Raw genomic sequence first — 12,983 nt, 5'->3', positions numbered from 1 at the left:
ATCCCCCGGCCAGAGGGCTCATCGACACTTCTCGTGCAAGTTGCAGGGCAAGCTCATCGGCAAGAAGCGAAGAAAATGAAATCTTCCTTGCTTAAGGTATTGCAGCAACGTAGACCTCGGAGGACCATCAGTAGCCAGGAGGGTTTCTCGAGTGTGAGGGAGGCCGGGCATGACGACATCGCCGCACGCACCGGGCCTTCCCCCCTTGGTCGCGCGCCCCTGCCAGGGCCGCATCGCCGGCAACGTCGCCGTCCCGGAAACGCATCTTTCCCCCAGGGAGGCCACTTGCCGGAAGGACCTCGCAATCGACTGAAGCAGCCAGCGCTGACGAATCCGGCGCACGTTGACTCACCGGTGCATGAAAAAGCCGATCCGAGACTGACGACCAGTGTCCCCGCATTTGGGCTGCCACCCTGCGAAGGGCCTGGTCATCAGCCCTCGGACCGGCAAAGAAGCCACCTCTAGAAATGCCGCGAAAGGGGTCTTCTATGTACTCACAAGGTACCAAGGGACTCAGCCGAATCAAGTCCCGGATCCGGGAACTCATCGCATGGGCCGACCGCGAAATCTGCATGGAGCCCGATGAATTCGCGCACCACGTCGGCTGGACCGTGACCAGGACGGGATTCGGGTCCCGTCGCTACCGGGATCCACGCTTCGACCAGCTCCGCCTGCCTCGCCGGGTGCACGAGGAGGTGACCTGATGTCGAGGAACCCGCGCAAGCAGATCTACCCCGGCGTCGAGGACCTCCCCGCCGCCCGCGGCGGCGGGGCGCTGGTCCGGCTCTGGCGGTCGCGGACCGAACTGTTGCTGGCGAGCATGCTGGCGCTGTTCGCGCTGACCTTGTTCAACGCGACGCAGGAAGGCCGGTGGGTGCCCTTCCTGCTGCTGGCCAGCGCGGTCTCGGCGCCGGCCGCCACCAGGATCGGCCGTAACTGGATCGCCGCCCACTTCTGGTGCGTGGTGTCCAGGCACCGCCTGCAGCGGGTCTGCCTGGAGACGACGATGCACACCAGGGCCGGACGCATCCCGCTGGTGTTGTGGATCACTCCGACGACGACCGGCGAGAAGGCACTGATCCTGACGCGGGCCGGGATCAGCGCCGAGGAGTTCGAGGCGTACAGCGAGGAGCTGGCGGCGGCCTGCTGGGCCAGGAGCGCGAACGTCTATCGGCACCGTGCGCGGGCGCAACTGCTGGTCGTGGAGATCGTCCGGCGCGACGAGGTACCCGGCGCCGCCTCACCCGGGCTGGACCGGCTCTACGGCAGGCGCGACTGGGTCTCGCTCAGACCCGATCTCGAGGAGCCGCCTGATCTGCGCACGCGGGTCATGCTGTCGCAGGTCGGCTGAGACCCCCGGGGTAAGGGGCCTTCCCCGGGGAGGAAGCCCCGGAGACCGCGGGGGCTCCGGGGCTTCCCCACGCGCGCGGCACGGGCCAAGATGAGTTCATCTGGCGAACTCAGGAGTCGTGATGACCTCGACCGTCCACCGGACATGTCCCCTCTGTGAGGCCGTCTGCGGCCTGACGCTGACCCTCGACGAGGGCGGACACGTGACCAGCGTCCGCGGCGACAAGGACGATCCGTTCAGCAAGGGCTTCATCTGCCCGAAGGGGGCGAGCCTCGGCCGGCTCGACGAGGACCCCGACCGGCTGCGCAAGCCGCTGATCAGGGAGGGTGACCTGTGGCGGGAAGTCGGCTGGGAGGAGGCGTTCGGCGCCGTGAAGGCCGCGCTCGGCCAGGCGACCGACCGCCAGTCCATCGCGGTCTACCTCGGCAATCCGAACGCCCACAGCATGGCGGGCGCGCTCTACGGCGCCCCGCTGATCAAGGCGCTCGGCACCCGCAACATCTACTCCGCCAGCACCGCCGACCAGATGCCCAAGCACGTGGCCAGCGGTCTGATGTTCGGGCACCCGCTGGCCATCCCGGTCCCCGACCTGGACCGTACGGACTACCTGCTGATGCTGGGCGCCAACCCGCTGGAGTCCAACGGCTCGCTGTGCACCGCGCCGGACTTCCCCGGCAGGCTGAAGGCGCTGCGCAGGCGCGGTGGGCGGCTCGTCGTCGTCGATCCGCGGCGAACCAGGACCGCGGCGCTGGCCGATGAGCACGTCTTCGTCCGCCCGGGTACCGACGCCTACCTGCTGTTCGGCCTCGTCCACACGCTGTTCGCAGAGGATCTGGTCACGCTGTTCCACGAGATCAATGGCCTGGACCAGGTGCGGGAGGCGGCCAAGCACTTCCCGCCCGAGTCGGTGGCCCGCCGTACCGGGGTGCCGGCCGAGGTGATCGTACGGCTGGCCAGGGAGCTGGCGGCGGCCCGTACGGCGGCCGTGTACGCCAGGATCGGCACCTGCACGGCCGAGTTCGGCACGCTGGCTCAATGGCTGGTGGACGTGCTCAACGTGCTCACGGGCAACCTCGACCGGCCGGGCGGCGCGATGTTCCCGAAGCCGGCCACCGAGTTCGCGGCGCGCCGCAGGGCGTACCAGGTGGGGCGGTGGACGAGCCGGGTCCGGGGCCTGCCCGAGGCGAACGGCGAGCTGCCGGTGGCCACGCTCGCGGACGAGATCGAGACCCCCGGCGAGGGCCAGGTCAAGTTCCTGATCACGATCGCGGGCAACCCGGTGTTGTCGGCGCCCCATGGGGACAGGCTGGACGCGGCCTTCGAGCGGCTCGACTTCATGGTGAGCGTGGACCCGTACCTGAACGAGACCACCAAGCACGCCAACGTCATCCTGCCGCCGCCGCGGGTGCTGCAGTCGGGGCACTACGACTTCGCGCTGCTCGGGTTCGCCGTGCGGAACTACACGCGGTACTCGCCGCCGCTGCTGCCGCTGGACGGGCAGCCCTCGGAGGCGGAGATCCTGGCGCGACTGGCCATGATCGCCTCTGGGCTCGAGGGCGATCTGGACGCGTTCGTCATCGACGAGATGCTGCGCAAGGCCACGCAGACGGCCGGTTCCGGCGTCGAGGGGCGCGACGTGGCCGAGCTCCGTGAGGCGCTGGACGGCGAGACCGGCGGCGAGCGCAGGCTCGACCTCATGCTCAGGCTCGGCCCGTACGGTGAGTGGTCCGGCAAGGGCGACCTCTCGCTGCGCAAGCTGCTGGACAACCCGCACGGCCTCGACCTCGGCCCGCTGGAGCCCCGGCTGGACGAGGTGCTCAAGACCGCCTCCGGAATGATCGAGCTGGCGCCGCCGCAGCTCATCGAGGACGTGGAGCGGCTGCGGAGCAAGCTGGACGAGGAGCCGCCGGAGATCGTCCTGATCGGGCGGCGCCACCTGCGCTCCAACAACAGCTGGCTGCACAACGTGGGCTCGCTGGTCGGCGGCAGCAACACCTGCACGCTGCAGATCAACCCGGCCGACGTGGCCCGGCTCGGGCTCGACGGGGAGGCCGTGGTCCGCTCGGCGAAGGGCCAGCTCACGGTGCCGCTGGAGCCCACCGACACCATCATGCCGGGTGTGGTCAGCCTGCCGCACGGCTGGGGCCACGCGGGCAGCGCCCAGAGCGTGGCGGCCGAGCACGCGGGCGTCTCCGTGAACACGCTCACGGACGAATCGGCCATTGACGTTCCAAGTGGTAACGCAGTGTTCAACGGAGTTCCGGTCACGATTTCACCAACTGGGGTGATCACCGCACATTAGGGTGTCGCGCGTGACTATCGCGCCAGAAGAGGACCGCCTGAACGCCCAGATCTCCTTCGCCATCGAAATCGACAAGTTGAAGCGGATCATCCGCCGCAACCATCTCATCGACGGTTCGCGGCGGGAGAACACCGCAGAGCACTCCTGGTACGTGGGCACGCTGGCGATGGTCCTCGGCGAGCATGCCCCGCCGGGGACCGACCTCCAACGGGTGGTGGCCATGTTGCTGGTGCACGACCTGGTGGAGATCGACGCCGGCGACACGTTCATCTACGACCCGGTGGAGGTCGCCGCTCAGGCCGATGCCGAGCGGGCCGCCGCCGACCGCATTTTCGGCCTGCTCCCCGCCGACCAGGCGGGGTGGGTCCGGGAGTTGTGGGACGAGTTCGAGGACAGGAGGACTCCGGAGGCGCGCTTCGCCAAGGCGCTCGACCGCTTCGCCCCGATCCTGGCCAACCACCACACCGAGGGCGGCACGTGGCCGCTGTTCAAAGTCAAGGCTTCGCAGGTCAGGGAGAAGGTGCAGATCATCGAGGAAGGCTCGCCCTCGCTCGGCGCGTACGCCCTGGAGCTGGTTGAACTCTCCGTGGCCAGGGGACACCTGTCCGAGTGATCCCCTCACGGCGGGGGTAGGGGACTTGTCGTGAAAGAGGAAGTACGAGCGAGGCGTCGGCAATTGCGGGGTTTCGCCGGACCGGTTGCCCTTGCCGATCGGCTCGAGAAGTCGAAGTCCATGGACCGGCCGATCAGAGTGCTCGCCAAGGCGATACGCCAGCGCGTCCGCCCAGGCTTTCTACGGGACCTGCTGCACGGCGTGCCCATCGGCGAGCCCCTGCACCCGCCGCTGGCCTCGGTCAGCCTGGGCTGCTGGATCTCGACGGCCGTGCTCGACCTGGCCGGCGCCGACCCGCGGGCCGCGCGGGTGCTGCTGGCCACGGGTGTGGCCAACGCGGTGCCCACCGCCGCCGCCGGGCTGACCGACTGGTCCTCGCTCCACCGCGAGCAGCAGCGGGTCGGCTTCGTCCACATGTTGTCAAATTTGACCGCACTCAGCCTGTTCTCCGCGTCGCTGCTGGCCCGCCTGCGCGGCCAGGAGCGCTCAGGGAAGATCCTTTCCTTCGCCGGTCTGGGCGTCGGCACGCTCGGCGCCTATCTCGGCGGCCACATGGCGTACCGGCAGGCCGCGGGGGCCAACCACGCCCCGCAGGTCTCGCACCTGGTGCCGCTGGGCTGGCACGATCTGTGCCCGATCAAGGACCTGCCGGACGGCCGGCCGGTGGCGCGGCGGCTCGGCTACATCCAGCTCTTCGTGTTGCGCCAGGGCGAGGCCGTGACCGTGCTCGTCGACCATTGCCCCCATCTGGCCGGTCCGCTGCACCAGGGCAGGCTCGTCATGGACAACGGTGAGGCCTGCGTGGTCTGCCCGTGGCACGGCAGCACGTTCCGGCTGGGAGACGGCTCGGTGCGGCATGGGCCCGCGACCGCTCCCGCGCCCACGTTCGAGACGCGAATCAGGCGGGACGGGACGATCCAGGTACGGCCGGGCTTGACCTGAAGTTTGGTTGAGGTTCTACGGTCGAGCCATGGGCAAGATTCTGGTGACCGGCGCGACCGGCAATGTTGGCAGGCATGTGGTTTCCCAGCTCGCGGACGCTGGACTGGAGGTACGGGCGCTCGTCAGGGACCCCGGGCGGGCGCGGCTGCCCGTCGAGATGGTCCCGGGCGACCTGAACGCGGCAGAGACGCTGGAGCCCGCGTTGGAGGACGTGGAGAGCGTGTTCCTGCTCTGGCCGGGGTTCACGGCGGACGGCGCCGGCGAAGTGGTCGCGACGATCGCCAAGCACGCGCGCCGCGTGGTGTACCTGTCGGCCAACGTGCCGGAGCTCGCGGAGGCGCCTACGACGCACTACCACGAGATCGAGCAGATGATCCGGCATTCCGGACTCGGCTGGACGTTCCTGCGGCCTGGCGGTTTCGCGGCCAACACGCTGGGCTGGGCCGGGCAGATCCGCCAGGGTGTCGTGCGGTGGCCCTACGGGCAGGCGTCGAGATCGCTGATCCACGAGAAGGACATCGCGGCGGTGGCCGTCCACGTGCTCACCTCCGCGGGCCACAACGGGGCCACATACGTCCTCACCGGGCCGGAGCAGCTCACCCAGGCCGAGCAGGTACGGGTGATCGGCGAAGCGGTCGGGCGCGAGGTGCGCTGGGACGACCAGCCGCCGGACGAGGCCCGCGACCAGCTCATGGCGGCGTGGGGTGACCCGACGTTCGTGGAGAACGCGCTGCGAACGTGGGAGGGCTTCGTGACCAGCCCCGAGCAGGTCACCGACACGGTGCGGCGGCTGCTCGGCCGGCCTGCGCTGACCCTCCACCAGTGGGCGCGCGACCACGCCGCCGACTTCAGCTGATCTCGTCCGCCGGGTGCTCCACGAGCGCGAGGATGCGGCTGGACATGAACCTGGCCGTGCGTACGGGGGTGCCGCTGCGGGTGACCTCGCTCACCTCGACGAGCCCCCGGCGCGTGGCCACCTCCACCCGCCGGCCGGCGCGGGTGGCCCTGATCTCGTAAGTACGCGGGGTGCCGCCCGCGTCGATGACGATCTCCACCCGGTCACCCTTCATGTCCGGGTTATACCCACCACACCTATCCGTACACCAGTACGATAATCGCCGCGATCCCCACGCACGCGATGACGCCCCGCAAGACGGGCGCCGGGATCCGCCGCCCCACCCGGGCCCCCAGGAACCCGCCCGCCATCGCGCCCAGCCCCACCCCGGCCACGGCCTGCCAGTCCACGTCTGCGACCAGGACGAACAGCGTGGCGGCCACCAGGTTGACGATCAGCGCGAGCACGTTCTTGGCGGCGTTCACCCGCTGGAGGTGGTCATCGAGGAAGCTGCCCAGCAGGCCGATCAGCAGCACGCCTTGGGCCGCGCCGAAATACCCGCCGTAAACGCCCGCGGCCAGCACGCCGAGCCACAGCTCCAGGCCCCCGTGCGGGTGCGCGAGCTCGCGCCGATCGGCCAGCCAGCGATTGATCCACGGCTGCGCCACGACCAGCACACAGGCCAGCGCGATCAGCGCGACGACGACGATCTCGAAGATGTCGGGGTCCAGGAACAGCAGCAGGATGCCGCCGATCAGCGCTCCGGCCGCCGAGGCCGCGCCCAGGCGCAGCAGGCGGTCGCGCTGGCCGTGGAGTTCGGGGCGGTAGCCGTACGCGCCGGTGAAGGAGCCGGGGACCAGTCCGATGGTGTTGGAGACGTTCGCCGTGACGGGATCGATGCCGATGGCCACCAGCGTCGGGAAGGTGATCAGGGAGCCCGACCCGACGACCGCGTTGATGGCACCGGCCACCACCCCGGCCGCGCAGACCGCGACCAGCTCCCACCCCGTCACGAACCCTCCCTTTACGTATCTGGGCTCTTGGGGGGTGTGAACAGGCCGCCAAGGCTCTCCAGGACCTTGCCCATCTCCGATGGGACGATCCAGATCTTATTGGCCTCGCCTTTGGCGATCTCCGGCAGGGTCTGCAGATACTGGTAAGCGAGCAGGTGCTGGTCGGGCTTCCCCTCGTGGATGGCTTTGAACACCATGCCGATCGCGTCCGCCTGCCCCTTGGCACGCATGGCCTGCGCCTCGGCCTCGGCCTGAGCCCGCAGCACGGCCGCCTCGGCCTCGCCGCGCGCCCGCAGCACCGATGCCTGCTTCTCCCCCTCGGCCTGCAGGATCGCCGCCTGCCGCTGGCCTTCTGCGGTCAGCACGGCGGCGCGCTTGTCGCGGTCCGCGCGCATCTGCTTCTCCATCGAGTCCTGGATGGAGGCGGGCGGGTCGATGGCCTTCAACTCGACGCGGTTGACGCGGATGCCCCACTTGCCGGTCGCCTCGTCGAGGACGCCGCGCAGCGCGGTGTTGATGTCCTCGCGCGAGGTCAGCGTGCGTTCCAGGTCCATGCCGCCGACCACGTTGCGCAGCGTGGTGACCGTGAGCTGCTCGACGCCGACGAGGAAGTTCGCGATCTCGTACGTCGCCTTCTTCGGGTTCGTGACCTGGAAGTAGATCACCGTGTCAATGGAGACCACCAGGTTGTCGGACGTGATCACCGGTTGAGGTGGGAACGACACCACCTGCTCCCGAAGGTCGATCATGTCCTTGATGCGGTCGATGAACGGCACCACCAGGTTCAGTCCCGGTGTCAGCGTCCTGTGGTAGCGCCCGAGCCGCTCCACGATGGCCGCCGTGGCCTGCGGGATGATCCGAATGGTGCGGACCATTCCGAAGCCCACCGCCGCGACCACGACGAGGGCGACGATGAGCTGCTCGACGGACATGGCGACGCTCCGAAGTCGAGGGGACCGACTCCGTAGATCCTATTTCGTTTCAGCCGGAGGAGCCTTTTATGTGCACAAAAGTGATCTACTCCCGAAGAGCTAGTACGCGCGGGCGTACCAGCGGCCCTCCGAGCTGCGATCCAGCGTCAGCGGCACCCCGAACGTCTGGGACAGGGTGTCGGACGTCATCACGTGCTCGAGCGGCCCCTGGGCCACCACGGAGCCGTGCCGCAGCAGCAGCGCGTGCGTGAACCCGGCAGGCACCTCTTCCACGTGGTGCGTCACCAGGACCAGCGTCGGCGAGCGGAAGTCCCCGGCCAGCAGCGACAGGCGGCGCACCAGGTCCTCGCGACCGCCCAGGTCGAGCCCGGCCGCGGGCTCGTCGAGCAGGAGCATCTCGGGGTCGGGCATGAGCGCGCGGGCGATCTGCACCCGCTTGCGCTCCCCCTCGGACAACGTGCCGAAGTGCCGCCTGATCAGATGGGCCGCGCCCATCATGTCGATCAGCTCGACGGCCCTGGTCACGTCGTTGGAGTCATATTCCTCGGTCCAGCGGCCCATGATCCCGTAGGAGGCGGTCAGCACCAGGTCGATGACCTTCTCCTCGGGCGGGATGCGCTCGGCCAGCGCGGCGCTCGCCAGCCCGATGCGCGGCCGCAGATCGAACACGTCCGCCTGCCCCAGCCGCTCCCCGAGCACCTCGACCACGCCCTCGCTCGGATAGAGCAACGTGGCGGCGACCTGCAGCAACGTGGTCTTGCCAGCCCCGTTGGGGCCGATGACGGCCCACCGCTCGTCCGCGTTGACCGTCCAGTCGATGCCGCGCAGCAGGGCCGCTCCGTCGCGCCTGACGGCGACGTCCTGGAGCCGCAGCACCTGACCACCCATCCCCGAACCTCCCTTTGGAGTCACCCTGGGGACAAACCTATTGCAGGCCGAGCGCTTATCGTGGATCGGTGCACCCTGAATCGCCTGTCTGTCCGTCTCTGGTCGCCTGGGGCAACGCGTGGCTGGCCGGCCACGTCGGCCTCGACGAGGCGGCTGACCACGTGGAATCCGCCGGCGGGCCCGCCGTCGTGGGCGAGGTCACGTTGCGTAAATACCTCGCAAACCTGCGAGCGGGCGGGCTGCGCGAGCTGCGCCTCGCCCTGCCCGCGCCGGGCGACCCGCTCGGGCTTTCGGGTCCCGCGTCGTTCAACTCGGCCGCGGTCGACGCCGGACAGGCCGTGATCGCGGTGCTCGACGACCACAACCTCGGGATGGTGCCGGCGCCGGACCTGCGCGGGTCGTCCTATGTCGGGGTACGGCTGGACGTGCACGAATCCGGGCCGGTACGCCATGATCTGCCCTCGCTGTCCGAGGCCGAGCGCGAGCTGTCGGACGCGATACGCTCGGCCACCGAGGCACTGGCCTCCGTCGACGGGCCCTCGCAGGGCCGGCCCGAACTGGGGCGGCGAGGCGGCGAGCTGGCGCCGGGCTACCCCTCGCGGGCGCATCGGGTCGCGGCGCTGGCCACGCGGCTGGCCGCCGTGCTGCGCCTGGCCGACGACCGGGGCCTCACCTCCGGGCAGATCGCCACCCGCGGCGCCGCACTGCGCGAGCTCGACCGCGCGGTACGGCGCGCGCTCGTGGCCGCCCACCACGCGATCTTCGAGCCGATCAGGAACCAATAGTCGCGTCCCCGGCCTTCCACAGCCTGACCAGCTTGTCCTTGCCGGCCGAGATAAGGGCGACGCGATCATCGAGGCGGACGATGCCTACGGCGTACACGCCGCTCTTGTGTGCCTTGACGGGCTTGCCGAGCGCCTTGCGGGCGCCGAGGTCCCACAGCCTGATCGTGCCGTCCGTGCTGCCGGACAGCAGGACCGGCCGGTCGGCCACCGTGCCGAAGGACAGGGAGTAGATGATCTTCTTGTGGCCGGACATGGTGCCGACGGTTTTGCCGTTCTTCGGATCCCAGATCCGGATTTTTCCGTCTTTACCACCCGACGCCACGACGGTCTTGTCGTCGACCTCGCCGACGGTGACGGCGTACACGCCCTTCGAGTGGCCCTTGTACGTCTTCCCGTACGACTTGCGCTTGGACATGTCCCACATGCGCAGCGACTCATCCTCGCTGGCCGAGATCGCGATCGCGCGGTCGCCGATGTGCGTGGCGCTGAGCCAGTTCACCGGCTTGCGGTGGGCTCTGATGCTCTTGCCCGTGGCCTTGCGCTTGCCCAGATCCCAGAACCTCAGGTAGCCGTTGGCGTCGCCGGTGACCGCCATCCACTTGTCCTTGACCTTGGTCACGGCTACCGAGTAGACGGCGTCGCCATGCCAGCCGAGGACCTTGCCCTTGCGGGTCTTGAGGTTCCACAGGCGGACGCTGCCGTCGTAGCCGCCGGAGACCGCGACGGGGGTTTTGCCCATCATCGCGCCGGCCACGGCGTACACCTCCTGGCTGTGGCCTTTCATGGTGGCCAGGGACTTGTGGGTGGCCAGGTCCCAGAGGCGTACCCGGCCGTCCTGGCCGCCGGTGACCAGCCAGGTCGTCTTGTCGCTCACGGAGACGGCGGAGAACGTCTGGACGCCCTTGGTGTGGCCCTTGAGCGACTTGCCGTCCTGCTTGCCCACCACGGGGACCGTCTGCTCCGAGGGCTGGTCCTGGGTGGGTGTGGGGGTCGGGGTCACCGCTGTGGGGGTGGGCGTCGGCGCTGTCGGCGTGGGGGCCGTCGGTGTGGGGGCTGTCGGTGTGGGGGCTGTCGGTGTGGGGGCTGTCGGTGTGGGGGCTGTCGGTGTGGGGGCTGTCGGGCTGAGGGACGTGGTCGCCTGGGCGACGCTCTCGCCCCCGGGGCCGGTGGTGGGTCCGAACATCTTCGGCCCGAAGTACAGCACGCCGCCGGCCAGGGCGAGCGCCACGACCAGGGTGCCCGCGACCAGGGCGGCGCGCCTTCGCCTGGCGTTGGCCTCTTCGGGCCGATCATCGAGGGGCGTGTGCTTGAAGAACGCGTCGTTGTCCCCCCTGACACGCGGCTCCCCCTGACCCGGGCCGGTGGGCCGGCGCGAGCCACCACGCCCACGATCAACCACCGGCCCGTGCACACCGGCGTGCCGTTGCACTCCGGCCTGCCCGTGCACTCCGGCCTGCCCGTGCACACCTGCCTGCCCGTGCACACCTGCCTGCCCGGCCGAAGCTATGTGACCGGCCGCCGGGTCCTGGCCGGGCGATCCCGTGCCGGCGGCGGGGCTATTTCCTGGCGCACCGACGTGCCCGGACGCAGCGCCCTGTCCAGGCGACTGCGGATTCGGGGCCGCTCCCATCGGATACGGCGGCGGCATGTACTGCTGGCCTTGCGGCGGCACGAAGGAGCCCGCCGACGGCCCCCGGGCGCCGCCCTGCGGCTGCCCACCAGGCGGCTGCTGCGACGGCGGGGCGGAGGGCACGGCGCCTGGATGCGAGGGTGGGTAAGGCGCACCAGCCGGGTGCCCGGCGGGCGACTCGGCACTGGGCGGCTGCGGGCTCGCGTAGGCCTCCCCGGAGGGGCTGGCCCACCCGGACGCCGCACGGCCCACAGCGGGCTCATGTCCATCAGGACTGACCCACCCAGACACGGCGGCCGACTGCCCTTCCGGCCTGCCCCACCCCGAGGCCGGGGACGCTCCACCTGCGCCTGCAGCAGGCGGCCCTGAGGCTTGCAGGCCAGCGGCTTGCGGGCCAGCGGCTTGCGGGCCAGCAGCAGGCGGGCCCGAGGCCTGCGGGCCAGCAGGACGCGGGCCAGCGGCCGGCGGCCCGACAGCATGCGGCCTCGAGGCCTGCGGGCCGGAAGTTGCGGCCGGGGCGGTGGCGGGCGCAGGGCCTTCTGGGCTTGCCCAGCCGGAGGGCGGAGGGGGCGCCCACCCTGGGGTGGGTGCAGGACCGGCGGCGGTGGGTGCAGGACCGGGGCTGGATGCAGGGCTGGGGGTAGGTGAGGGGCCGGGGGTGGGTGCAAGGCGAGGGGTAGGTGAGGGGTTGGGGGTGGGAGGAGTTTGTTCGGCGGCGAGTTGGGAGCCGGTGGTGAGGGCCACCTCGTCGTCGAGCCGAGGCGACCCCCCTTGGTGCTCCAGAAGCGCGAACAGCGCGTCGGCCGCCGTAGGCCGCTCCTCGGACCGCTTGCTGAGGCACGCCTGCACGATCGGCCGTAGATCGTCGGGCAGCGCCGACAGATCCGGCTCCTCGTTCATCACCCGGTAGATGACCGCCGGCAGGCTGTCCTGCCCGAACGCAGGCCGCCCCGTTGCGGCGTACACCATGGTCAGGCCCCAGCTGAACATGTCGCTGGCCGGTCCGACCCGTTCGGCGGAGATCTGCTCGGGCGACATGTACGCCGGCGTCCCGACCACCCCGCTGCTGATCGTCATCGCCGAGTCCAGCGCCCTGGCGATGCCGAAGTCGATGACCCGCGGCCCGTCGCTGCCGATCAGCACATTGCTCGGTTTGAAGTCCCGGTGCACGATGCCCGCCCGATGGATGGCGGCCAGCGCGGTGACCGTGCCGACGGCCAGCCGGTAGAGCGCACCGCCCTCGCGCGGCCCGTCCCGCTGCACCACGACCTGGAGCGACACGCCATCGACCAGCTCACTCACGATGTACGGCTGCTCGCCGTCCATATTGGCGTCCAGCACCTGAGCGGTGCAGAACTGGGCGACCCGGCGCGCCGCGGCCACCTCGCGCATGAACCGCTCGCCGTCCAGCCCCGGCTTGTCGAGCCGGGTGTTCAGCAGCTTGATCGCCACGAGCCGCCCGTCGGGCGCCTCCCCCTTGAAGACGATCCCCTGCGCCCCTTTGCCCAGGCGGCCGAGCAGCCGGTAGGTGCCCAGCGTCTGCGGATCGCCCGCCTGTAAGGGGTGCGTGTCCGGCACCTGGTCCTCCCCCTTGTGTTAATCCCCCGATCACAAGCGTGATGGGCCTACGCGAACCCCCGCAAGCCATCCCAGATCACGAAAGATCATCGCTCTTTGCGAAATATTTGCCCT

General features: G+C 70.0%; 12 protein-coding genes. 7 read left to right on the top strand and 5 right to left on the bottom strand.

Annotation, left to right across the window (positions count from 1 at the left end):
• Nucleotides 1–488: 488 nt before the first annotated feature.
• The 6 genes from ACTWPT_RS43590 to ACTWPT_RS43565 all read left to right on the top strand — a co-directional run bounded on the left by ACTWPT_RS43590 (nucleotide 489) and on the right by ACTWPT_RS43565 (nucleotide 6,064).
• The gene (locus ACTWPT_RS43590) at nucleotides 489–704 is read left to right on the top strand and encodes a hypothetical protein (RefSeq protein ID WP_443183414.1); all 216 of its coding nucleotides are present in this window, start codon (nucleotides 489–491) and stop codon (nucleotides 702–704) included.
• On the top strand, nucleotides 704–1,351 hold the full coding sequence (locus ACTWPT_RS43585) for a hypothetical protein (RefSeq protein WP_443183413.1): 648 nt from the start codon (nucleotides 704–706) through the stop codon (nucleotides 1,349–1,351). Before ACTWPT_RS43590 ends, ACTWPT_RS43585 begins: the two co-directional genes overlap by 1 nt.
• 121 nt (nucleotides 1,352–1,472) lie before the next feature.
• On the top strand, nucleotides 1,473–3,653 hold the full coding sequence (locus tag ACTWPT_RS43580; protein ID WP_443183412.1) for a molybdopterin-dependent oxidoreductase: 2,181 nt from the start codon (nucleotides 1,473–1,475) through the stop codon (nucleotides 3,651–3,653).
• Between the two features lies 1 nt (nucleotide 3,654).
• Entirely contained in the window at nucleotides 3,655–4,266 is a 612-nt protein-coding gene (locus ACTWPT_RS43575) for an HD domain-containing protein (protein WP_443183411.1), read from the top strand.
• Nucleotides 4,267–4,386: 120 nt separating this feature from the next.
• Entirely contained in the window at nucleotides 4,387–5,208 is an 822-nt protein-coding gene (locus ACTWPT_RS43570) for a Rieske 2Fe-2S domain-containing protein (RefSeq protein WP_443183410.1), read from the top strand.
• Between the two features lie 28 nt (nucleotides 5,209–5,236).
• Nucleotides 5,237–6,064 carry an NAD(P)H-binding protein gene (locus tag ACTWPT_RS43565; RefSeq protein WP_443183409.1) on the top strand — a complete coding sequence of 276 codons (828 nt, stop codon included), beginning with the start codon at nucleotides 5,237–5,239 and terminating at the stop codon, nucleotides 6,062–6,064.
• On the opposite strand, the gene ACTWPT_RS43560 is transcribed toward ACTWPT_RS43565, so the two are convergent.
• The 4 genes from ACTWPT_RS43560 to ACTWPT_RS43545 all read right to left on the bottom strand — a co-directional run bounded on the left by ACTWPT_RS43560 (nucleotide 6,057) and on the right by ACTWPT_RS43545 (nucleotide 8,876).
• Entirely contained in the window at nucleotides 6,057–6,278 is a 222-nt protein-coding gene (locus ACTWPT_RS43560) for a hypothetical protein (protein WP_443183408.1), read from the bottom strand. The two genes, ACTWPT_RS43565 and ACTWPT_RS43560, sit on opposite strands and share 8 nt — an antisense overlap.
• A gap of 22 nt (nucleotides 6,279–6,300) precedes the next feature.
• Nucleotides 6,301–7,056, bottom strand: coding sequence for a sulfite exporter TauE/SafE family protein (locus ACTWPT_RS43555; protein WP_443183407.1), 756 nt, complete (start codon nucleotides 7,054–7,056; stop codon nucleotides 6,301–6,303).
• A gap of 11 nt (nucleotides 7,057–7,067) precedes the next feature.
• Nucleotides 7,068–7,988 (bottom strand): SPFH domain-containing protein, encoded by a 921-nt coding sequence (locus ACTWPT_RS43550; protein ID WP_443183406.1) that lies wholly within the window; start codon nucleotides 7,986–7,988, stop codon nucleotides 7,068–7,070.
• 99 nt (nucleotides 7,989–8,087) lie between these two features.
• Nucleotides 8,088–8,876, bottom strand: coding sequence for an ABC transporter ATP-binding protein (locus tag ACTWPT_RS43545; protein WP_443183405.1), 789 nt, complete (start codon nucleotides 8,874–8,876; stop codon nucleotides 8,088–8,090).
• Nucleotides 8,877–8,944: 68 nt separating this feature from the next.
• Between ACTWPT_RS43545 and ACTWPT_RS43540 the strand changes: the two genes are divergently transcribed.
• Complete coding sequence (locus ACTWPT_RS43540) at nucleotides 8,945–9,661, top strand: hypothetical protein (RefSeq protein WP_443183404.1); 717 nt, start codon at nucleotides 8,945–8,947, stop codon at nucleotides 9,659–9,661.
• On the opposite strand, the gene ACTWPT_RS43535 is transcribed toward ACTWPT_RS43540, so the two are convergent.
• The gene (locus ACTWPT_RS43535; RefSeq protein ID WP_443183403.1) at nucleotides 9,648–12,869 is read right to left on the bottom strand and encodes a protein kinase domain-containing protein; all 3,222 of its coding nucleotides are present in this window, start codon (nucleotides 12,867–12,869) and stop codon (nucleotides 9,648–9,650) included. The genes ACTWPT_RS43540 and ACTWPT_RS43535 overlap by 14 nt on opposite strands.
• Between the last annotated feature and the right edge of the window lie 114 nt (nucleotides 12,870–12,983).

Origin of the sequence: Nonomuraea sp. 3N208 (assembly GCF_052245935.1) — a bacterium.
Taxonomy (GTDB): Bacteria; Actinomycetota; Actinomycetes; order Streptosporangiales; family Streptosporangiaceae; genus Nonomuraea.
Note: the sequence above shows the minus strand (reverse complement) of the source record. Positions and strands in the feature narration are given on the sequence as shown.

Coding starts and splice junctions, on each gene's coding strand:
- ACTWPT_RS43590 (WP_443183414.1), top strand. CDS start 489: ATGTACTCACAAGGTACCAAGGGACTCAGCCGAATCAAGTCCCGGATC.
- ACTWPT_RS43585 (WP_443183413.1), top strand. CDS start 704: ATGTCGAGGAACCCGCGCAAGCAGATCTACCCCGGCGTCGAGGACCTC.
- ACTWPT_RS43580 (WP_443183412.1), top strand. CDS start 1,473: ATGACCTCGACCGTCCACCGGACATGTCCCCTCTGTGAGGCCGTCTGC.
- ACTWPT_RS43570 (WP_443183410.1), top strand. CDS start 4,387: ATGGACCGGCCGATCAGAGTGCTCGCCAAGGCGATACGCCAGCGCGTC.
- ACTWPT_RS43565 (WP_443183409.1), top strand. CDS start 5,237: ATGGGCAAGATTCTGGTGACCGGCGCGACCGGCAATGTTGGCAGGCAT.
- ACTWPT_RS43560 (WP_443183408.1), bottom strand. CDS start 6,278: ATGAAGGGTGACCGGGTGGAGATCGTCATCGACGCGGGCGGCACCCCG.
- ACTWPT_RS43550 (WP_443183406.1), bottom strand. CDS start 7,988: ATGTCCGTCGAGCAGCTCATCGTCGCCCTCGTCGTGGTCGCGGCGGTG.
- ACTWPT_RS43545 (WP_443183405.1), bottom strand. CDS start 8,876: ATGGGTGGTCAGGTGCTGCGGCTCCAGGACGTCGCCGTCAGGCGCGAC.